The organism is Arthrobacter koreensis (genome assembly GCF_009193255.1).
GTDB lineage: Bacteria > Actinomycetota > Actinomycetes > Actinomycetales > Micrococcaceae > Arthrobacter_B > Arthrobacter_B koreensis.
The window spans coordinates 69,375-89,297 of sequence record NZ_WACG01000001.1; the positions used below are offsets into that span (position 1 = coordinate 69,375).

At 66.9% G+C, this 19,923-nt stretch carries 20 protein-coding genes; 5 read left to right on the forward strand and 15 right to left on the reverse strand.

The features are described 5' to 3' along the window. Positions 1–19 precede the first annotated feature (19 nt). The 6 genes from rdgB to clpS all read right to left on the reverse strand — a co-directional run bounded on the left by rdgB (position 20) and on the right by clpS (position 4,273). Entirely contained in the window at positions 20–667 is a 648-nt protein-coding gene (rdgB, locus tag GD628_RS00300; RefSeq protein WP_152273506.1) for an RdgB/HAM1 family non-canonical purine NTP pyrophosphatase, read from the reverse strand. Continuing rightward, positions 664–1,419, reverse strand: a complete 756-nt coding sequence (rph, locus tag GD628_RS00305; RefSeq protein ID WP_091603533.1) for a ribonuclease PH — start codon at positions 1,417–1,419, stop codon at positions 664–666. Before rph ends, rdgB begins: the two co-directional genes overlap by 4 nt. A 9-nt stretch (positions 1,420–1,428) precedes the next feature. Then, positions 1,429–2,310, reverse strand: coding sequence for an MBL fold metallo-hydrolase (locus tag GD628_RS00310; RefSeq protein WP_091603530.1), 882 nt, complete (start codon positions 2,308–2,310; stop codon positions 1,429–1,431). After that, positions 2,307–3,281, reverse strand: coding sequence for a glutamate racemase (gene murI, locus GD628_RS00315; protein ID WP_091603527.1), 975 nt, complete (start codon positions 3,279–3,281; stop codon positions 2,307–2,309). The genes GD628_RS00310 and murI overlap by 4 nt, the downstream gene beginning before the upstream one ends. An 88-nt stretch (positions 3,282–3,369) precedes the next feature. After that, positions 3,370–3,933, reverse strand: a complete 564-nt coding sequence (locus GD628_RS00320) for a DUF2017 domain-containing protein (protein ID WP_226802276.1) — start codon at positions 3,931–3,933, stop codon at positions 3,370–3,372. Positions 3,934–3,964: 31 nt separating this feature from the next. Then, positions 3,965–4,273, reverse strand: a complete 309-nt coding sequence (gene clpS, locus GD628_RS16585) for an ATP-dependent Clp protease adapter ClpS (RefSeq protein ID WP_218054929.1) — start codon at positions 4,271–4,273, stop codon at positions 3,965–3,967. 96 nt (positions 4,274–4,369) lie between these two features. On the opposite strand from clpS, the gene GD628_RS00330 reads away from it, so the two are divergent. After that, positions 4,370–5,704, forward strand: a complete 1,335-nt coding sequence (locus GD628_RS00330) for a nicotinate phosphoribosyltransferase (protein WP_226802277.1) — start codon at positions 4,370–4,372, stop codon at positions 5,702–5,704. Further along, the gene (locus GD628_RS00335; protein ID WP_091603514.1) at positions 5,701–6,318 is read left to right on the forward strand and encodes a nicotinamidase; all 618 of its coding nucleotides are present in this window, start codon (positions 5,701–5,703) and stop codon (positions 6,316–6,318) included. The genes GD628_RS00330 and GD628_RS00335 overlap by 4 nt, the downstream gene beginning before the upstream one ends. Positions 6,319–6,395: 77 nt before the next feature. Here GD628_RS00335 and GD628_RS00340 read toward each other — a convergent pair whose 3' ends face one another. From GD628_RS00340 to GD628_RS00370, 7 genes are all read right to left on the reverse strand, one after another. Further along, on the reverse strand, positions 6,396–8,186 hold the full coding sequence (locus tag GD628_RS00340) for a DEAD/DEAH box helicase (RefSeq protein WP_152273509.1): 1,791 nt from the start codon (positions 8,184–8,186) through the stop codon (positions 6,396–6,398). Further along, the gene (locus tag GD628_RS00345; protein ID WP_152273510.1) at positions 8,183–9,601 is read right to left on the reverse strand and encodes an MFS transporter; all 1,419 of its coding nucleotides are present in this window, start codon (positions 9,599–9,601) and stop codon (positions 8,183–8,185) included. Before GD628_RS00345 ends, GD628_RS00340 begins: the two co-directional genes overlap by 4 nt. A gap of 67 nt (positions 9,602–9,668) precedes the next feature. Beyond that, the gene (locus tag GD628_RS00350) at positions 9,669–9,974 is read right to left on the reverse strand and encodes a DUF3039 domain-containing protein (protein WP_091603505.1); all 306 of its coding nucleotides are present in this window, start codon (positions 9,972–9,974) and stop codon (positions 9,669–9,671) included. Positions 9,975–10,014: 40 nt separating this feature from the next. Next, a complete protein-coding gene (locus GD628_RS00355) occupies positions 10,015–11,586 on the reverse strand; it encodes a transporter (protein ID WP_152273511.1) in 1,572 nt (523 codons plus the stop codon). After that, complete coding sequence (locus GD628_RS00360) at positions 11,568–12,404, reverse strand: ABC transporter ATP-binding protein (protein WP_152273512.1); 837 nt, start codon at positions 12,402–12,404, stop codon at positions 11,568–11,570. Before GD628_RS00360 ends, GD628_RS00355 begins: the two co-directional genes overlap by 19 nt. 100 nt (positions 12,405–12,504) lie before the next feature. Beyond that, positions 12,505–13,446: a tetratricopeptide repeat protein gene (locus GD628_RS00365; RefSeq protein ID WP_152273513.1), complete on the reverse strand. Its 942-nt coding sequence runs from the start codon at positions 13,444–13,446 to the stop codon at positions 12,505–12,507. A gap of 111 nt (positions 13,447–13,557) precedes the next feature. Continuing rightward, the gene (locus GD628_RS00370) at positions 13,558–15,258 is read right to left on the reverse strand and encodes a DUF8094 domain-containing protein (RefSeq protein WP_152273514.1); all 1,701 of its coding nucleotides are present in this window, start codon (positions 15,256–15,258) and stop codon (positions 13,558–13,560) included. 259 nt (positions 15,259–15,517) lie between these two features. Between GD628_RS00370 and GD628_RS00375 the strand changes: the two genes are divergently transcribed. After that, entirely contained in the window at positions 15,518–16,825 is a 1,308-nt protein-coding gene (locus GD628_RS00375; RefSeq protein ID WP_091603490.1) for an AI-2E family transporter, read from the forward strand. 15 nt (positions 16,826–16,840) lie between these two features. Here the strand turns inward: GD628_RS00375 and GD628_RS00380 are convergent, their stop codons facing one another. After that, positions 16,841–17,200 (reverse strand): hypothetical protein, encoded by a 360-nt coding sequence (locus tag GD628_RS00380; protein WP_152273515.1) that lies wholly within the window; start codon positions 17,198–17,200, stop codon positions 16,841–16,843. Between the two features lie 39 nt (positions 17,201–17,239). Here GD628_RS00380 and nucS point away from each other — a divergent pair, with 39 nt between their 5' ends. Both nucS and GD628_RS00390 read left to right on the forward strand, forming a co-directional pair. Then, positions 17,240–17,935 (forward strand): endonuclease NucS, encoded by a 696-nt coding sequence (nucS, locus tag GD628_RS00385; protein WP_091603484.1) that lies wholly within the window; start codon positions 17,240–17,242, stop codon positions 17,933–17,935. 287 nt (positions 17,936–18,222) lie between these two features. After that, a complete protein-coding gene (locus tag GD628_RS00390; protein ID WP_055239636.1) occupies positions 18,223–18,426 on the forward strand; it encodes a cold-shock protein in 204 nt (67 codons plus the stop codon). Between the two features lie 153 nt (positions 18,427–18,579). Here the strand turns inward: GD628_RS00390 and murA are convergent, their stop codons facing one another. Beyond that, positions 18,580–19,845: a UDP-N-acetylglucosamine 1-carboxyvinyltransferase gene (murA, locus tag GD628_RS00395; RefSeq protein ID WP_091603481.1), complete on the reverse strand. Its 1,266-nt coding sequence runs from the start codon at positions 19,843–19,845 to the stop codon at positions 18,580–18,582. Positions 19,846–19,923: the final 78 nt, after the last annotated feature.

Genomic DNA, 19,923 nt, shown 5'->3' on the forward strand with positions numbered 1-19,923 from the left:
CGCCGTCCGGTGGCCTAAATCACGCGTCGCTGCCGGCCGGCGGGGCCGCCAGCACACGGATGATGGCGGGAAGCAGTGCCCGGAACGCCTGGCCGCGGTGGCTGATGGCATTCTTCTCGGCGCGGGAGAGCTCGGCACAGCTGCGCGTCTCTCCCTCCGGCTGGAGCACGGGATCATAGCCAAAGCCGCCGGCACCCCGGGGTTCGGAGAGCAGGGTGCCGCGCAGTTCCCCGCGTTCCACGACGTCCTCTCCGCCGGGCACAGCGAGGGCGGCCGCACAGATAAACGCCGCCCCGCGGTGCTCGGCGCTGATGTCGGAGAGCTGCGCCAGCAGCAGGTCCAGGTTGGCCTGGTCATTGCCGTGCAGGCCGGACCAGCGGGCGGAGAAGATGCCCGGCGCCCCGCCAAGAACGTCCACGGCCAGGCCTGAGTCGTCCGCTATGGCCGGGAGTCCGGATGCTTCGGCGACTGCGCGTGCCTTCAGGAGCGAGTTCGCTTCGAACGTGACCCCGGTTTCGGGCACGTCCGGGACGCCGGCTGTCTCGGCGTCGATGACCTGGGTATCGACGTCGAGCCCGTCGATCCGCCCGCGCAGCAGGTCTCGCAGTTCCTTCAGTTTTCCGGCGTTGCGCGTGGCCAGCACCAGCCGGGGTGCCGCCGCGTTCACGAGGCGGCCAGGGTCTCGCGCTGGATCTCGGCAAGCTGGGAAGTGCCCAGCAGCGCCAGGTCCAGCAGGGCATCCAGCTCAGCGCGGTCGAAGGGTGCACCCTCGGCAGTGCCCTGGACTTCCACGAACTTTCCGCTTCCGGTGACCACCACGTTCATGTCCGTTTCGGCGCGGACATCTTCTACGTAGGGCAGGTCAAGCATGGGGACGCCGTCGATGATTCCCACGCTCACGGCCGCAACGGTGTCCAGCAGCGGGCTGGCATTGCGCGCCACCAGCTTGTTCTCCTTGGCCCAGGCGAGCGCGTCCGCCAGTGCCACGTAGGCGCCGGTGATCGCGGCCGTCCGGGTGCCTCCGTCGGCCTGCAGGACGTCGCAGTCCAGGACCACGGTATTTTCGCCGAGGGCGCGGGTGTCGATCACCGAGCGCAGTGAACGGCCGATCAGGCGGGAGATCTCATGGGTGCGGCCGCCAATCTTGCCCTTGACCGACTCGCGGTCATTGCGGGTGTTCGTGGCGCGCGGAAGCATGGCGTATTCAGCCGTGACCCAGCCCTTGCCTTCGCCCTTCAGCCAGCGGGGCACGCCCGCCGTCAGGGAAGCCGTGCACAGCACGCGGGTGTTGCCGAATTCGATCAGCGCTGATCCTTCGGCCTGGCTGGACCAGCCGCGGGTGATGCTGATGGTGCGGAGCTGGTCAGGGGTGCGGCCGTCGGCACGCAGGGCAGGCGAAGAATTCGGAACTGTAGTCATGCGGCCAGTCTATCGGCCGTGTACCGGCCGTCCCGAGGCCGGGTGTTCCAGCACTTCGCTCCCGTTCACGGCCAGCGGCGGCGCGAAGTCCGTACCGACGTCGTAGGAAACGCCGGCGACGGCGACGGCCAGGCCGCCGTCGTAGGTCTCACGGGCCTCGGAAACAGCAGTGTTGGCATCGTTCCAGACCGGCAGGTGGGTGAGCAGCAGGCGGCGTGCCCCGGCCTCCGTTGCTGCCGCGCCGGCCCGCTTGCCGGTCAGGTGGACGCCGGTGATCGCGTCGTCGCGCCCTTCGTGGAAGGCAGCTTCACAGAGGAAAACATCGGTGTTCCGTGCGGCCTCCACCAGGCCGGGGCATGAATCGGTATCTCCCGAGTAGGCCAGGGTCCGGACCCGCTGGGTTCCGTCCCCGGCCGGCTCTACAGCCTCAACACGCAGCGCGTACGCCTCTTCCGCCGGGTGGGACACCGGGTAGGGAGTCACCGTGAACGGGCCAATCCGGACCGGTTCGCGGGCTTCCCACTGCATGAACTCGAAATCCTCGTGCATGCCCGGATCCGGTTCCAGGCCGTAGGCGACGGCAATCCGGTCTGCGGTCGCGGCGGGACCGTAGACCTTGACCCGGTCACGTCCCCAGCCGGCGGGATCCCAGTGGACCGCCACGTGCAGTCCGCACAGGTCCATGAAGTGGTCCGGGTGCAGGTGCGTAATAAGGACGGCGTCGATGTCCTTCAAATCCATGTAACGCTGCAGGGTTCCCAGTGAGCCGTTGCCCAGGTCCAGCAGGATGCGCCAGTCGCGGACTCCGTCATTGGCGGTCACCAGGTAGCAGGAGGCGGGCGAAGCGGGGCCGGGGAAGGACCCGGAACACCCTACGATCGTCAGTTTCATCGGGCACCGTTCCCCAGGGCAGCGTCCGCAGCCGGCAGTCCGGCGGAGGCGCGTGCAGCGGCAATCATTTCAGGCGTGATCCGGGCAAGGACTCCGGTTGGATAGCGCGCGGCGACGGAGTCCGCGTGCTCCACTCGCAGGACTTCGGGGCCGAGGAAGCGCCGGGCAAGCAGCTCGAACGATTCCGCGTCTCCGGTGGCTACGAACCGGTGTTTGGGCGCGGTCTCGGCAGTGCGGGCCAGGCCGTGGGTGATCAGCGCCTTGTACACGTCCTTGGCGGTCTCTTCGGCGCTTGAAACGAGCGTCACGTCCTCGCCCATCACGTAGGAAATCACGCCGGTCAGCAGCGGGTAGTGTGTGCAGCCCAGGACCAGGGTGTCCACGCCGCGTTCCTTCAGGGGCGTGAGGTAGCCGACGGCGGCCTCCAGCACTTCCTTGCCGGCAGTGACTCCGGCCTCTACGTACTCCACGAAGGCAGGGCAGGCGACCGAGGAGACACTCAGGTGCGGGGCGGCGGCGAAAGTGTCGTCATAGGCGCGGGACCCAACCGTGGCAGCCGTGCCGATCACGCCGATGCGCCCGGTACGCGTGGCCGCGACCGCCCGGCGCACGGCGGGCTGGATGACTTCCACCACGGGAATGCCGTAGCGTCCGGTGTACCGTTCCCTGGCATCGCGCAGGACGGCGGCGGAGGCGGAGTTGCAGGCAATCACCAGGAGCTTGACGCCGGCATCCACGAGCTCATCCATGACGCCCAGGGCGTACGCCCTGACATCGGCGATTGGCAGCGGACCGTAGGGGCCGTGGGCGGTGTCTCCGACGTAGAGGATCGATTCGTTGGGCAGCTGGTCGATCACGGCGCGGGCAACCGTGAGGCCACCGACTCCCGAATCGAAAATTCCAATCGGCGCGTCAGTGGTCTTCGGCAGGTCGTCCTTCAGCAGTGAAGTACCCGGGTGGTCAGAGCTCATGATGTATCGACAATAGTCCCCGGGCCACCCAGCGTGCACTCAGCTGCCAGTGGTCTTAGTCACAGGAACGGGACTTCCCGCCCGGAGTTCAGCGGCGCGGAAGGCTGTCCAGCAGCGCCTTCATCAGGGTTTCCTGCAGCCAGGTGACGAAGTTGTAGACGAGTGCGAGGTACTGGTCCACGTCCTGCGCGTCCCCGGGCTCGGTGATGTCATGCAGCGCTTCGGCGTCCGCATCCGTCTTCAGCCCGAGCCTGGAGCCGAGGACAAGCCGTACGTCATTCAGGGCCTGGGCGAAGTGCCTGGCCTGCTCGTTGTCCAGGTGCAGCGGACTGGACTCCAGCGCCAGCGATGCGGCACGCAGTGAGCCGGTCTTTGATTCGCGCAGGGAGCGTTCGGTGAGCCGGCGGAATTCAAGGGAGTCGTCGTCGTTACCTGCCACGGCGTTCGGCAGCAGCCGAAGCAGGGCGGGGTCATCGGGTGCCTCAGCGCTCGTGTCCAGCCCGACCATGGCGGCCAGCGGATCTTCCGACGCAGGGGTCCGCGGCTCGAGCATGGTGATGATGTCGGCGAAAAGCCCGCGCAGCAGCGAGCGTTCGCCGGGCTCCAGCTGGGCAGTGATGCCTTTGCGGGTGAGCTTGAATCCGGTAGCCAAGAAGGACCTTTCCTGTGGTGTTCGGCCGTGCTTAGGCCTGGTCGGCTTTCTGGAACGTAGCCCAGAGACCGTAGGAGTGCATGGCGAGGGTGTGCCGTTCGGCCTCCTCGCGCGGACCGGTGGCCACCACCGATTTTCCGTCATGGTGGACCTGCATCATCAGCTGGTTCGCCTTGGACTCGGAATAGCCGAAGTAGCTCTGGAAGACGTAGCTGACGTAGCTCATCAGGTTCACCGGGTCATTCCAGACAATCACTACCCATGGCACATCCGTGGCGGTTTCCTCGCTGGCCAGGGAGTCGGTCTGGGTCCCGGTGTCCGGGAGGGTGGCAACGCTCATGCAGCCAATTGTAGTTTGGCCAACACCCCTTGCAGCCCGCGCTCCGCTGCCGGCGGGTGCGGCGCGCGCCGGGGGCGGCGGGTTAGAGTTTTGGATGTGAACGCTCCCACCGCGTGGCAGCAGCCAAATGCTGCCCTGTACACCGACCACTACGAACTGACCATGCTGCAGGCTGCCCTGCACTCAGGCACGGCCGAACGTCGCTCAGTGTTCGAGGCCTTTGCCCGTAAGCTTCCCGACGGCAGGCGCTACGGCATCGTCGCCGGAACCGGCCGGCTCCTGGAGGCACTGGAAAACTTCCGCTTCGAGGAAGCGCAGCTGGATTTCCTGGCCGCCAACGGCGTCGTTGATGACCGGACGCTGGCCTGGCTCGCGAACTTCCGCTTCTCCGGCACGATCACCGGCTATGCCGAAGGCGACGTCTATTTCCCCGGCTCCCCCATCCTGCAGGTTGAATCGAGTTTCGGTGAAGCCTGCATCCTGGAAACACTGATCCTTTCGGTGCTGAACCACGACTGCGCCATCGCATCGGCTGCCTCGCGGATGACCAGTGCCGCCGGCGGTCGTCCATGCATCGAGATGGGTTCACGCCGTACCCATGAAGAAGCAGCCGTGGCCGCGGCTCGGGCCGCCGTCATCGCCGGTTTCGACAGCACCTCCAACCTTGAGGCCGGGCTCCGGTACGGCATCAAGACGGTGGGCACTGCCGCGCACTCCTTCACCCTCCTGCACGATTCGGAGGTGGACGCCTTCACCGCGCAGACGGCCTCGCTCGGCGTCAACACCTCGCTGCTCGTGGACACGTACGACGTCGAACAGGGCGTCCGCAACGCCGTCGCCGTCGCGGGCCAGCAGCTGGGCGGCGTGCGGCTCGACTCCGGCGATCTGGTTGCCCAGGCCCAGTGGGTCCGCGAGCTGCTCGATGACCTCGGCAATACGTCCACCCGGATCATGGTGACCTCGGACCTGGATGAGTACGCCATCGCCGCGCTGGGATCCGCTCCCGTAGATGCTTACGGTGTGGGCACCTCCCTGGTAACCGGTTCCGGGGCTCCCACTGCCGGGCTGGTCTACAAGCTCGTCAGCCGGGAGGGCACGGACGGGAACTTCGTTTCAGTGGCCAAGGCTGCTAAGAACAAAGCATCCCTGGGCGGACACAAGTACGCGCTGCGCCGGATCAACCAGCGCGGCCGCGCCGTCGCCGAGGTGGTGGGCGTTGGCGCCCTCCCGCTCAATGACGGCAATGACCGTGAGCTGCTTGAGACCTTCGTCGCTGACGGCGTCGTGCAGCCCGGCTGGACCGGACCGGACGCCGTTGACCGCGCCCGTGCCCGCCATGAAGCTTCGCTGCTTGAGCTGCCGGCGGCGGCTTACCGCCTGCAGCGCGGAGAGCCCGTGATCCCCACCGAATTTGAGGAGGAAACCCGATGACCCGTGCACTGATTGTGGTTGACGTCCAGAACGACTTCTGCGAAGGCGGCTCCCTGGCCGTGCCCGGCGGAAACGATGCCGCGGCGGAAATCAGCGACTACATCGAAACGTCCCGGGACAGGTACGCGGCCGTCGTGGCCACCCAGGACTGGCACATTGAACCGGGCAGCCACTTTTCCGACAATCCAAACTTCCGCGACACGTGGCCGGTCCACTGCGTTGCAGGCACCCACGGGGCGGCACTGAACCCGGACCTGGACACGGAGTTCATAGACGCCTACTTCCGCAAGGGACAGTATGAGGCCGCCTACTCCGGCTTCGAGGGGCTCCTGGCCCCGGACGTTGAAGTGCCGCTGGGCGATCCGGACGCTGAACCGGCGCCGGACGAGGACGCCGTCAGCCTTGACGACTGGCTGCGGGACAACGGCGTGGACGAGGTTGTGATCGTTGGCCTGGCCACCGAATACTGTGTCAAGGCCACTGCACTGGACGCCATCGCGGCCGGTTACAACACGGCCGTCATCCCGGAGCTGTGCCGCGGCCTGGACCGGGTCGATGTCCGCGCCGCCCTGGACGAGCTGGAGGACGCCGGCGTCGAGCTGCTGGACCTCTAACCCCATCGACATGACAGAAACTGCCCGTATCGGCTTCGATACGGGCAGTTTCTGTCATCTCGATAAGGGGGGGCGGATTACTTGCGGCCGATGAACCAGTCCTGCAGTTTGGCCAGCCGCTTCTGGAGCTGTTCCTCGTTGGCCTGTGCAACGGCCGGTCCGCCGCAGATCCGGCGCAGTTCGGAATGGACCACGCCGTGGGGCATTCCCGAGCGGGCGGACCACGCGGACACATTCTTCGCCAGCTGGGCGCGCAGCTCGGTCAGGTGCCGGTGGTCGGCCACCGAGGGCAGCTGTTCCGGGACGGCTTCCTCCGGCTTTTTCCGGCCGCGGCGGGAGAGCTGTTCCTGCTGGCGCTGGCGCAGCAGCATGGTCACCTGATCCGGGTCCAGGAGGCCGGGGATGCCCAGGAAGTCCTGCTCATCCTCGCTGCCCAGCTCGCCGCCGGTACCGAACTCGCCGCCGTCGAAAAGCACACGGTCAAAGGACGCCTGCGATTCAAGCGCCTCGAACTTCTGCTTCTGCAGCTCTCCGGAGGCCTTCTCTTCCCGGTTCGCGGCCTCCATCAGGGAGTCGTCCAGGCCGAATCCCTCTTCCTCCGCATGATTCTCCGGCCGGTCCAGGGCGTGGTCCCGCTCAACTTCCATCTCATTGGCCAGGAGCATCAGGTGCGGCACCGAGGGCAGGAAGACCGACGCCGTCTCGCCGCGTTTGCGGGCACACACAAAACGCCCCACGGCCTGGGCGAAGAACAGCGGCGTTGCCGTGGACGTCGCATAGACGCCGACGGCGAGGCGAGGCACGTCCACGCCTTCGGACACCATGCGCACGGCCACCATCCACCGGGTGTCCCCGGCGGAGAAGTCATCGATTTTTTCAGATGCCTTGGCGTCATCGGAGAGGATCACCGTGGGTGACTCCCCGGTGATTCTCTTCAGCTGGCCGGCATAGGCCCGGGCGTCCTCATGGTCGGTCGCGATCACCAGGCCGCCGGCGTCGGGCACGGTACGGCGAACCTCGCTCAGGCGGCGGTCCGCGGCTGCCAGGACCGCCGGGATCCACTCGCCCGTCGGGTTGAGCGCGGTGCGCCAGGCATGCGCAGTGATGTCCTTGGTGACGGCGGCCTCGCCGAGCGACGCAGCCATTTCCTCTCCGGCACTGTTGCGCCAGCGCATCTGGCCGGAATAGGCCATGAAGATCACCGGACGGACAACGTGGTCTTTCAGGGCCTGGCCGTAGCCATAGGTGTAGTCGGCCTTGGAACGCCGGATCCCCGCGCCGTCCTCGATGTACTCCACGAAGGGAATCGGCGCCGTGTCGGAGCGGAACGGCGTACCGGTCAGGGCGAGGCGCTTCGTGGCCGGTTCAAAGGCCTCCCGGATGCCGTCGCCCCAGGACAGGGCATCACCGCCGTGGTGGATCTCGTCCAGGATCACGAGGGTGCGCGCGGCTTCCGTCTTGGCGCGGTGCAGCATGGGCTTGCTGGCCACCTGGGCATAGGTGACCGCGACGCCGATGAAACCGTGGCCGTGCCGGCCGTCAGCGTTCTTGAAATTCGGGTCCAGTGCCAGGCCGACGCGGGCGGCGGCATCCGCCCACTGCCGTTTCAGGTGGTCCGTGGGCGCCACCACGGTAATCCGGTTGACGATCCCCCGGTCCACCAGTTCGGTGGCCACTCGAAGCGCGAAGGTGGTCTTACCTGCCCCGGGCGTCGCGACGGCGAGGAAATCGCTGTCATTCTTCGTGAAGTATCGCTCCAGGGCTTCGGCCTGCCACTGGCGCAGCTTAGGGGCTGTTCCCCAGGCCGCTCGCTCAGGGTAGGCAGGGGGCAATGCCGGTCCGCCGCCGAACAGGGTATCGGGACTCACGCTTGGGAATGCACCTTTCCGGTACTTGGTCTAACACTTGCACTGCGGATACCCGCCGCTGTTCCAATCACGGCGAAAACCGCCAGGACCAGCCACATCACGGAATACCCGGACTGCTGGTCCACAGGCTGCTGCTGCACCAGGACTGCCAGCAGGACCCCGCCTGCCGCGGTGCCCGCTACCGCGCCCACCTGGTCGGAGAGCTGGAGCGACGCGGAATTCTTTCCCCGGTCAGCTGCCGTGGACGCATCGAGAACCAGGACCGAAGTGCTGGAAAGCGCCGCGTCCATGGCTACCCCGGCCAGTGACCAGACCGCCACCAGGAGCCAGAACGGGGCCTGGGCTCCGGCCAGCAAACCGGTGCCGCCGATTGAGAGCGTCAGCAGTCCCGAACCTCCCGCCAGAAGCAGGTATCGCCGGGGTCCCGGGACCCGTGCCTGCAGGAAGGATCCAATGGCCCAGCCTACCGCGCCCGCGGTCAGCGCGATTCCGGCCGTGGCCGGGCTCACCCCGTAGACGGCCAGCAGCAGCACGGGCATAAAGGCTTCCGCGGAGACGAAAGCGGCGTTGATCAGTCCGCGTGTCGCCACGACCGAAGGCAGTCCGCGCCGCAGCCAGAGCGTGCCGCGCGGAAGCAGCACGGCGAGCGCCGCCACGGCTGCCAGGACACCGGCGGCCGCCAGCAGGCCCAACACCACCGATCCCCTGGCCGCAGCCTCATTGGCGGCCCACTGCGCAGCAAACACGCCGCCGGCCAGGAAGACGCCCCACACCGCGCGTCGCCGTGCCAGTGCGGGATCAAGCTCGGGGTTCTCCGGGGCGCCCAGATGCCGGACGCGCGGCCACACAAGCGCGGCGGCCACGGCCACGATGGGAATGGCGACGGCAAAGACCCACCGCCAGCTCGCGTACTGGGCCAGGAGCCCGGCTGCCAGCGGACCCACCATAGACGGCAGGATCCAGGCCGTCGCCACCCATCCGAAAACCACAGGCTGCAGCCGCGAGGGATACACCTGGCCAATGATCACGTACAGCGCCACCACCATGGCACCGCTGCCCAGGCCGGAGACCGCCCGGCCGGCGGTAACCAGCCAGAATTCGCCCGCCGCGGCCGAAAGAACCAGCCCTGCAACGAGGAGGGCCATGCCGGTAATCAGCGACTGGCGGGGTCCCTCGGCGTCGCAGCGCGAGCCGGCCAGCACCGAGCCAAGGAGCGACGCCGTCAGGAACATCGAGAAGGCAAGTCCGTACCCTGCGCCGGCGCCCAGATCGTCTCCGATCACGGGCATCGCCGTCGTCACCGCCATCGCTTCGAAAGCCACAGAGGTGACTATCGCCACGACGCCGAGGGTCAGCGGCCGGAAGGCAGCGGACATTGCGCCGTCACGCCTGTCCGCGGGCAGGGGCTCACTCATAAGGGCATCAGGACTTTACTGCCGCGCGGAGTGCGACGGCGACGAAGGGCCGGGGCAGGAACGGGGGTTACTTCTTCCCGCCGTCATCCTTGCCCGGGCGCAGCCCTTCGTAGATCTCCTTGCAGGCGGGGCAGACCGGGAACTTCTTGGGGTCCCGGCCCGGGGTCCAGACCTTCCCGCACAGGGCGATCACGGGCTCGCCCGAGAGGGCCGATTCCATGATCTTTTCCTTGCGGACGTAGTGCGAGAAACGCTCGGCGTCACCCGGCTCAACCAGCTCGCGCTGCTCTTCGCGCTCGATGACGGCGGTCGAAGAACCGCTGTCAGCCCGGCGCATGGGGTCGGATTCGAAGGGATCAGGAGGCAGAGTCATGTCCCCATCTTAGTACCCGCAGCATTACGAAACCCGGCTCCTACTTGTTCACGGATACGGCCTGGAGGACCTCGGGGCCGCGCTTGTCCAGCCAGCTTCCGCCTATCCGGATGCCTGCCACCATTGCTGCTGCCCCGTAGACCACGCCCACCGCCAGGCTCACCCAGCCCCAGGCACTGCCCAGGCCAAAGACGTACAGCCCCGCGGGAACCAGCAGCGGCAGGGTGATCACGAACTGCATTCCCATCCAGAGGAACTGGACCAGCATGGTCCGTCCGGTCGAACCCGGAGGGGTCTTGAAGGCGTTCTCCCCCGGCAGCGGCACGTTGTAGGTGTACCGGGCGGAGAAGACGCTGGAGAGTCCCAGCCCGCTCAGCAGCAGCCCAAGGCAGAGTCCGAGCAGGACGGGAATGTCCTCCGGCCTGCCCAGGACGATCGGCGGGACGACTGCCGCGGCGAGCGTCGCCGGCAGCGCGAACACCAGACAGGCCAGCGCGCGGCCCGCCCGGTCCGCCGTCCCGGAGAGCCCGGTGGAGAGGTGCAGGGCAAACGCGGTGTTGTCGTAGGAGATATCCGCCGAAATGCCGAACGCGAGCAGGAAGGCCACCAGCGGGCCGATACCCAGGACCACCGGAGGCAGCCCCTCAGTCTGCACAGCGAAGATCAGGACAACGGCGAGCACCGGAACGATGATCAGCGAGGCGCTGTAGCGCGGGTCCCGGACCCAGTACGTCAGTGCCCGGGCCGCCACGGCGCCCGTGGGCGTAGCCGGGAAGCGGGCGAAGAATCCGAGTTTCCCGGCGCTGCGGCTCGCGGTGGCGTTGTGGGCCGGGGTAACCAGGGCCCTGGCCAGCAGCGCCTTCCAGGCCCATGAGATCAGGGCAAGGAACAGGACGGAGATCAGAAGGCGGAGCAGACCCGTGCCGGCATTGCCCAGGGCGACGTCGCCCGGGACCGCCCAGGCCACGCCCAGCGGAGTCCAGGCCAGGATCCCGGCCATCCGGGCGAGGAAGTCCCCCTCGACGGTGATCGCAGTGGCGGTGAAGCCGATAACCGGGCCGATGAACATCAGCGGGACAATCAGCACGAGCCCCGAAACGTCCTTGAAGCGGCGGCTGGAGGCCAGCGACGTCGTCGCCGCTACCCCGAGCCTGGCCATGACAACGCAGGTCAGGACCGCTACCAGGGCAGCCGGAATTCCGGCCAGCACGGCGGCGGGATACTGCCACCAGGCCACGGCCTGGATCAGTGCGGCACCCAGGGTGATGATGCCGGGGATGCCGATGAGGGACGCAAGCGCCAGGCCGAGGATCATCTGGCGCATGGGAATCGCAAAGGTCACGAAGCGGGCCGGGTCCAGCGTCATATCGACGCCGGTGGCCACCACCGGGATCACGGCCCAGCCCAGGACCGCAGCGGAGCCGCCCAGGACCACCAGGGTCCGTGCCAGCTCGGGGTCGTTGAAAGTGAGGAAAAACAGCCCGGCGAGCATGAGCCCGAGAATGCCCAGGCCATAGAGCGCGCCAAAGGCGATACCGACGATCTGCCAGGGACTGCGCTTAATCGAGTTGCGCAGCAGGATCAGCTTGAGTTTTAGGAGGTGCGCAACCATGAGAGCCCCTCCGAGGTGCTGCGTCCGCCCACCAGGTTCACGAAGGTGTCTTCCAGGCTCTGCCCGCCGCGGACTTCGTCCACGGTTCCGGCCGCCAGGACATTGCCTGCGGCCACCACGGCAACGTGGTCGCACATGCGCTGCACCAGGTCCATCACGTGGCTGGAGACGATCACGGTGCCGCCGGACGAGACGTAGTCCGCCAGGATGTCCCGGATATTGGCGGCGGACACGGGATCCACCGCTTCGAACGGCTCATCGAGGACCAGGAGCCGCGGGGCATGGATCAGCGCAGACGCCAGCGCAATCTTCTTGGTCATACCGGCGGAGTAATCCACCACCAGGGTGCCGGCGTCGGCGGCGAGGTCCAGGGCCTTGAGCAGGTCTGCGGTGCGTTCCGCCACGGTTTCCCGGTCCATTCCGCGCAGCAGGCCGGCGTATGTGACCAGCTGTTCACCGGTGAGCCGGTCAAAGAGCCGCACCCCGTCCGGCAGGACGCCCATCAGGCGCTTGGCTTCGAGCGGCTTCTCCCAGACGTCAACGCCGTGTACCCATACCTTGCCGTAGTCCGGGCGCATGAGTCCGGTGGCCATGGACAGCGCCGTGGTCTTGCCCGCGCCGTTGGGGCCAACCAGGCCGTAGAAGGACCCTGCCGGCACGTCGAGGTTGATGCCGTTGACGGCAATCTTCTGGCCGAACCGCTTGGCCAGCCCGCGGATGGCCAGGGCAGGTGCCGGCTGGCTTGATCCGTTCGGGGCCGGCTGGACGTTCTGCGGTTCCCCGCCGGGCACGGCGGCAGGATCAGGATTTTGGCTCATACCGAAAATCTAGCAAGCAGGCCCTCGTTCGACCTCCGCCTTACGAAGGAAATCCGCGCGCAAAACCAGCGCCGGCACCCCGCCGCGCGGACTAGGAATCCTAGAAAAGCGCCCGGGCCAGTGCGGAGCGGGCCTTGGTGACGCGCGGATCTGACGGACCGGCAATTTCGAACAGGTCCAGCAGGCGCAGGCGGACCCGTTCGCGGTCCTCCCCTCCGGTGCGGGAAATCAGCCGGATCAGCCGGTTGAAGGCGTCCTCGACGTGGCCCCCGGAAATGTCCAGGTCCGCCACCGCCAGCTGGGCATCGACGTCGTCCGGGTGCTCGGCTGCCGCGGTCCGCAGCGCCTCTGCGTCCGCGTCCCTGAGCCGCTGCATCAGCTCAACCTGGGCGAGCCCGGCCTTTGCGTCCGCGTCTGCCGGCTGTTCGGCCAGGGCCTTGCGGTAGGCGGCGGCCGCGCCGTCATAGTCCCCTGCCACGATCGCGTCGTATGCCTCCTGGTGCAGCGGCGGAAGGGGCTTTTCCTCTGCGGCACCCTCACCTGCCTCGCCCAGGGAACCGCTGACGCCGTTGGCCTCGGCCACCTGCATCAGTTCAGTGACCAGGGCCCGGATCTGCTCCGCCGGAACCGGGCGGTCCAGCAGCGGCACAGGCTGGCCCTTAATGACAGCGGCGACGGTCGGTACCGCAACGGCCTGGAAGGCCTGGGCAATCTGCGGATGGGCGTCTACGTCGACGTTGGCCAGCAGCAGGCGTCCCTGCCGGCCGGCGGCTTCCTGTTCCAGCACCGCGGTGATCTCCGCCGACTCGGGGCTGCGCGGGGAATAGAGGTTCACGATCACGGGCACTGTGGACGAAAGCTGCACCACCTGCGGGAACGTCTGTTCCGAAACTTCCACCACGTAGGAGGAGGGCCCCTCTCCCGGGGCACCGGCCGCCGCAGAGGGTGGCGTGCTCGCGCGGTTCTTCAGCGCGGAGAGGTCCACCGCTCCCCGAAGGTTCATGGACGGAGCGGGCGCGGGTCGGTGGTTCGGTGTGCTCATGGCTTCAACCCTAATACGGCTGCCGCACTCCCGGGCAAGTGTCCGTGGACGGCACAGCGGCGCCGCAGGCATCTCATGCCGCGGCGCCGCTCTCCGGTGGGTTAGGGAGTTTTACTTGAGGGTGGCGGAGAGCAACTGCTGCGCCGCTCCAATGACCTCCACCTTTTCGTCTGCTCCTGCCGGCGGAACGTAGAGCATGACGGCTTCGCCGTACGCCACGTCAATGCCCGCTTCGGTGTTCTTCTCACCGGTGAGGGTCTCATAGATGGTGCCCTCAAGGTTGATCGAGTCCCCGGCTTCGCGCGGGACGCTGGAGTAGCTGTGGGACATGTAGCCGAACACGATCGCGCCTCCGTCAGCGGTCCGCAGTGCCCGGGTGTCGGACGGCACCGGGGTGTGGCTGAAGGTAATGGTAGCGAACTCGTTTGCCGGGTTGCCGGTCACTTCGGCCTGGAACGTGGTCACGGCCTCGGCGAAGCTGTTCGGAGCGAAGGTCTCCTTGTTTCCGCCGTCCGGCTTGGTCAGGGCATCGGCAAGGGCATCCACGGCTGCCTGCGGTGCCATCGCCAGGTCCTCACCGGAGTCCGCGGCGACGGTTTCAACGCCGGTGCCGTCCGCGGGCGGCTGCGGGAAGGTTGTTCCGGGCAGCATCTGGATCGCGGAGACCAGCTTGTAGTTTTCCCGTGCGGAGGCCTGGACCAGTACCAGCGCCTGCGGGACCGTGTTGTCACCGCCCTGCGTCACGGCTACGACCGTACGCGGGAACGAGGTGTCGCTGGAAATGAGGTCGGTGAGCAGCGGCGAGGCAGCCACGGCGGGCGGAGCCTTCGTATCCGGGACCTTCGCAGCCGTAGCGTAGTTGGCCTTGCGCAGTTCCAGTGCCGTGGACGCCGTGCGCTCAGGAAGCAGCGAGGCGTCCTTGGCGGCGTCGGCCTCCTGCACTGTTCCGGCCACCGAACTGAGGATCCGGGACAGCTGCCCGTCCAGGACAACGGGGTAGTTCTCTTCCTGGGCCGGAGCGTCCGCCGCGTTTGCTGCCCCGGGCACCAGCCCCACTGCCAGGCTGCCGGCGAGTGCAGCGGCCGAGAAACCGGCTGCTGTCCGCAGGGCCGAAGAGGAGGACGATTCCTCGGATGTCTTCTGTCCGCGGCGGGCAACGATGCGCTGCGCAGCGGTATCCGTTTCGCGCACTGCGCGGCGGCTGCCGGGCGTCGGCGGACCCGTCTTCCTGCCGCGCGCCAGGAAGGCCAGTGCCAGGCCGAGCACGGCTGCGAGAGCACCGGCGATGATCAGCGGAACGGCCAGCGGCGTGCCCTGGTCATTGGGCCAGCTGATGGTGATGTCAGTAGGCGCGGGCGCGGTTCCGTCAGAGGCAATCAGCACCGACCAGTCCCCGGCGGCGGGTGCGGTCCAGGTGTAGGAGAGCTCGCCGTCCACGCTTTCCTCGCTGACCCAAAGATCGGATCCGGCGGGGCTGGGGACGGTGGAATCACCTTCGCTGGTTTCGGCGCTGAGGGAATCGTCGGCACCGGAACCAATCCGCGTCACGGCTGCGCCGTCCACCCACGCATCGACGTCGGCTGAACGCCCCACGGCGAGGAAGACGCCGTCATCGGAACGGACCGTGATCTCAGCGCCGTCCGGGCGGGAGTCCAGCAGGTCTGGCTCAAGGACGGCCACTGGCGCGGCGCCGGCGTCGGGGGCCTGGGCCGTTACGGTCTGGGGCGGCGCCCAGATAGTGCGCTGGCCAATCCCGACGAGCATCATCAGGATTCCGAGCACTATGAGCGGAACTGCAATTTTGTTTCGCACAGCTTACCTATCGTTGGTCACGGTCCTCCGCGCGCCTGTAGGCAGCGGGAACGGGACTGATGCCCCTATGGTCATCGTGGTTGGCGGTTGCTTTATAACCCTATGGTAACGAACGGCCCCGCGTGAGCACATTTCGGCGGCCGGCCCCTCAACCGCCGCGTGCAGCGGGCCTACCCGCGCAGCCGGTCTGCGGCTGATAATCTGACGCGGCACGGTACACCCCGCGCACCAGTGCAGGCACCGAGGGAGAGCAGGGCAGATGAGCGAGGACCGGGACCTTCCCGTCGACGAACCACTCCCCGCTCCGGGCACGCCGCCCACCCGCCGTGAGCGCCTTGCCTCCGCCGGCTCACGCGCCTGGCGGCTGATTTCCCGTATTCCCGGGGCACGTCCGCGGCCGCAGTTCGATTTCCCGCCGGAGGAGCAGGACCTGGAGGTCCTTCCCGAGCCGGAGGTTGATCCGGACGCAAAGCTCTCTGATGAACGACGCCGGTTCGGCGGCCCTCCCCCGCCGCTTTCCACGGGCGCGGGTCCGGACAAGCACCCGATCCGCTTCGGGTTCATGTTCACCGTGGGCGTAGGTTTCGCCCTGCTGCTGTTCTTCATCATCACCAACGTGGGCGAGCTGCTGGTCTGGATCGGCGCTGCACTGTTCATTGCCCTCGGGCTGGATCCGGTGGTCCGCTGGCTCAGTGCCCGCGGCGTCCCGCGGCCGGCCGGCATCGCCATAGTGGTGGTCATCCTGGCCGGTGCCGTGACTGCCTTCTTCGCCACCCTGATTCCGACGATCGTCAGCCAGACCACTGAAGTGGTCAACAACGCACCAAGCTATGTGGACCGGTTCCTCTCCTCCGATTTCTTCGTGACGATCGAGGCCCAATTCAAGATCCGCGAACGCGTGGATGAAGAGGTGCAGAAGTTCTTCTCCAACGCGGACGCTGTCGGCGGGATCTTCGGCGGTGTGCTCAGTGTGGGCACGGTCATTGCCAACGGGCTGTTCGGCGCGCTGATCATCCTTGTCCTGACGCTCTATTTCCTCGCGTCGCTGCCCTCCATGAAAAAATGGGCCTACCGGCTGGCTCCGCGCAGCCGGCGCCGGCGGGTAGAGGCGCTCTCGGAGGAAATCACCGGCAGCGTAGGAAACTACGTGATCGGCCAGGGGTTCGTCGCCCTGCTGGATGCGCTCTACGCCTTCATCATCATGACCATCACCGGCGTTCCGTTCTCTGTGCTGCTGGCCTTCGTCGTGGCCCTCCTGGCTTTCATTCCGCTGGTAGGCCCGCCGATCGCCCTGGTGCTCGTGTCCCTTATTGCCCTGACCTCGAGCTGGCAGACTGCCGTGGTCTTTGCCATCCTCTACATGGCCTACCTCCAGTTCGAGGCGTACTTCGTCTCGCCGCGCGTGATGCAGCGGGCGGTGGCGGTGCCAGGCGCCGTCGCGGTGATCGCCGTCATTGCCGGCGGCACGCTGCTGGGTGTCCTCGGTGCCCTGATCGCCATTCCGACGGCGGCTGCCGTGCTGCTGCTGATGAAGGAAGTAGTTATCGCCCGCCAGGACCGGCTCTAGCCGGGGCGGGCAGAACTAGCGGCGGGGAGCTGAACCCGGACGCGTGCGCCAGCACCGGGCGTGCCAGTGGCGACGGTCTTCGACCGCGCTTTGCCGGCCAAAAAGGGAATCTTCCTGCCAGACCACCAGATGCTCGGTCCCGGGCGGAATGACCTGCCCGCAGCCCGGGCAGCGGTAGTCCTTGGCTGCGTTGCGGGCGGTGATACGCCGGACCGACCATTCGCCGTCGGACGCCGACTCATGCTGCGGCAGCCCTGCCCGGGAGCGCTCCAGGTCAATCTCCGGAACCGGCGCGGCCCACTTGCGGCGCGCGTTGCGCCCGGCTGCGGTGCTGGAGGCCGGCAGCTGCCGGCGGGGACGGTTGGAGCGGGGCATAAAACCATCTTGCCGCAGCCGAACCGGTAAAGTGCAACTGTGCGTTTAGTGATAGCCCGCTGCTCCGTTGACTACGTCGGCCGCCTCCGTGCCCATCTGCCCCTCGCTACCCGCCTGCTGATGGTGAAGGCGGACGGTTCCGTGCTGATCCATTCCGACGGCGGTTCCTATAAGCCGCTGAACTGGATGAGCCCGCCGGCCACGCTCCGGATTACCGAACCGGGTGAGGATGACGCCGAAGCGGGAGTCGTGGAGGTCTGGAACGTCCAGAGCGCCAAGACGGATGACAAACTGGTCATCAGCGTCTTCGAGCACATCTCCGACGTTGCCCATGAGCTCGGCACAGACCCCGGGCTGATCAAGGACGGAGTGGAGGCTGATCTCCAGCGGCTCCTGGCCGAGCAGATCACCAAGCTGGGCGAGGGCTACACGCTGATCCGCCGCGAATACATGACAGCGATTGGTCCGGTGGACATTCTCGCCCGCGACGCCGACGGCGGCACGGTCGCTGTGGAGCTCAAGCGCCGCGGCGACATTGACGGCGTGGAGCAGCTCACCCGGTACCTTGAGCTGCTGAACCGCGATCCCCTGCTTGCACCGGTGCGCGGAGTGTTTGCGGCCCAGCAGATCAAGCCGCAGGCAAGGGTCCTCGCAACAGACCGCGGCATTGATTGCCTCACCCTGGACTATGACGAAATGCGCGGTGTTGACGACGTCGAGTCGCGTCTCTTCTGACCATTTCCCTGCGGTTAACCGCCGCGTTAACCAAGCCCTTTATCAGCGCAAAACAAGCAGCCGGAAATCTGCGAAAATTTTCCATCGAATCCGTTGACGGCTCTTTAGTGGTATGTAACGCTATAACCAGTCTTTGTGTAGGTGTTTTTCATGCTCGCAAGACGGTTGCGAGCGTGTTGCTCCTGTAGGAACTGCCTTACCGGCAGGGAACCTGGACTTCCCGCTTCGGTAACAACCACAGGCACGAGGTGTGCCGGTACAGTTTCAGCACTAAAGGAGATAGACAAATGGCACAGGGAACCGTCAAATGGTTTAACGCGGAAAAGGGTTTTGGCTTCATTACCCCGGATGATTCCGACGGAGACGTTTTCGTCCACTACTCGGAAATCCAGTCCAACGGGTTCAAGACCCTGGATGAGAACCAGCGCGTTCAGTTCGAGATCGGCCAGGGCGCCAAGGGCCCCCAGGCTACCGGCGTAACCGCCCTCTAGTTCTCAGCAGAGCAGCAGCGGGGACCTTCGTGGTCCCCGCTGTTTTTGCGTACGGCCGACGTCCCCCGCCCCCATCGAGAGGCCAGTTACGGCTCTTCCCAGGGCTGAAAGGGGCCGTAACTGGCCTCTCGGCGGAAGAAGGGTGGCCGGGATTTAGCTGCGGCGGCGCAGCACGTTGGCGCCAAGGCCGCGCAGCGACTCCATGAACCGCTCGTAGCCGCGGTCAATGTGGTCCACTCCCCGCACTTCCGTGGTCCCTTCCGCCGCCAGCCCGGCGATCACCAGTGCGGCACCCGCCCGAATGTCGTTCGCCTCCACCGGCGCCCCGGAAAGCCGCGATACTCCCTGGATCAGGGCATGGTGTCCGTCCAGGCGCACCACGGCACCCAGCCGGGCCAGTTCCGAGGTGAACCCCCAGCGCGCTTCAAACACGTTCTCCGTGACCATGCCGGAGCCGGTGGAAACGGCGTTCAACGCCACCACGAAAGGCTGCAGGTCCGTAGGAAAGCCCGGGTACGGGAGGGTGGACACGTTGATCGGCTCCGGACGGGAGGGTCCCTTGACGGTGAACCCATCCTGCCGGGTCTCCACCGCGCAGCCCGCCTGGGCAAGCTTGTCCAGCACCACCGTGAGCGCGCGGGGGTCGGCATTGCGCACCTCGATGTTGCCTCCGGTGATGGCCGCAGCAAACGCCCACGTACCGGCGACGATGCGGTCCGGCACCACACGGTGCGTCACGGGAGAGAGCGTCTGGACTCCCTCGATCACCAGGGTGTTGGTTCCGATTCCGCTGATCTGGGCGCCCATTGCACAAAGCATCCGTGCGATGTCGGTGATCTCGGGTTCACGGGCCGCATTGTCGATGATGGTGGTGCCGCGGGCCAGGGTGGCCGCCATCATGATGTTCTCGGTAGCCCCCACCGAGGGAAAGTCGAGGACATGCCGGGCACCAACGAGTCCGTCAGGTACGGAAGCGATCAGGTAGCCGTGGTCGATGGAAATGGAGGTGCCCATCGCTTCCAGCCCGGCCCGGTGCATATCCAGTCCGCGCGAGCCGATGGCGTCTCCGCCGGGCAGGGCAACCTCCGCGCGGCGGCATCGGGCCACCAGCGGGCCGAGCACGGAAATCGAGGCGCGCATGGCCCGGACAAGGTCGTAGTCCGCCTGGTGGCCGGGAACGGCCGGGACGTCGATCCGCACCTCGGCGGCGTCGGCGTCGTAATCCACGGTGCAGCCCAGCCGGCGCAGCAGCTCGGCCATAATCCAGACGTCCTGGATGTTGGGCACGTTGGTGATGGTGGAACGTCCCTGCGCCAGCAGCGTGGCTGCCATGAGCTTCAGTACCGAGTTCTTGGCCCCGGGGACGGTCACCGAGCCGTTGAGCGTGGAGGGGCCGGTGACAACAATGACGTCTTCCATGCCTCCATACTAGGGGCCGCGGGGCGCTGCCGCGTGCCGCCGGCTGGATACGGCAAAGGCGCAGGGAAGATTCCCTGC

Excerpts from the sequence above, each read along its gene's own strand:
- rph (WP_091603533.1), bottom strand. The coding sequence starts at position 1,419 with ATGACTACAGTTCCGAATTCTTCGCCTGCCCTGCGTGCCGACGGCCGC.
- GD628_RS00310 (WP_091603530.1), bottom strand. The coding sequence starts at position 2,310 with ATGAAACTGACGATCGTAGGGTGTTCCGGGTCCTTCCCCGGCCCCGCT.
- murI (WP_091603527.1), bottom strand. The coding sequence starts at position 3,281 with ATGAGCTCTGACCACCCGGGTACTTCACTGCTGAAGGACGACCTGCCG.
- clpS (WP_218054929.1), bottom strand. The coding sequence starts at position 4,273 with ATGAGCGTTGCCACCCTCCCGGACACCGGGACCCAGACCGACTCCCTG.
- GD628_RS00335 (WP_091603514.1), top strand. The coding sequence starts at position 5,701 with ATGACCCGTGCACTGATTGTGGTTGACGTCCAGAACGACTTCTGCGAA.
- GD628_RS00345 (WP_152273510.1), bottom strand. The coding sequence starts at position 9,601 with ATGAGTGAGCCCCTGCCCGCGGACAGGCGTGACGGCGCAATGTCCGCT.
- GD628_RS00350 (WP_091603505.1), bottom strand. The coding sequence starts at position 9,974 with ATGACTCTGCCTCCTGATCCCTTCGAATCCGACCCCATGCGCCGGGCT.
- GD628_RS00355 (WP_152273511.1), bottom strand. The coding sequence starts at position 11,586 with ATGGTTGCGCACCTCCTAAAACTCAAGCTGATCCTGCTGCGCAACTCG.
- GD628_RS00360 (WP_152273512.1), bottom strand. The coding sequence starts at position 12,404 with ATGAGCCAAAATCCTGATCCTGCCGCCGTGCCCGGCGGGGAACCGCAG.
- GD628_RS00365 (WP_152273513.1), bottom strand. The coding sequence starts at position 13,446 with ATGAGCACACCGAACCACCGACCCGCGCCCGCTCCGTCCATGAACCTT.
- GD628_RS00375 (WP_091603490.1), top strand. The coding sequence starts at position 15,518 with ATGAGCGAGGACCGGGACCTTCCCGTCGACGAACCACTCCCCGCTCCG.
- GD628_RS00380 (WP_152273515.1), bottom strand. The coding sequence starts at position 17,200 with ATGCCCCGCTCCAACCGTCCCCGCCGGCAGCTGCCGGCCTCCAGCACC.
- GD628_RS00390 (WP_055239636.1), top strand. The coding sequence starts at position 18,223 with ATGGCACAGGGAACCGTCAAATGGTTTAACGCGGAAAAGGGTTTTGGC.
- murA (WP_091603481.1), bottom strand. The coding sequence starts at position 19,845 with ATGGAAGACGTCATTGTTGTCACCGGCCCCTCCACGCTCAACGGCTCG.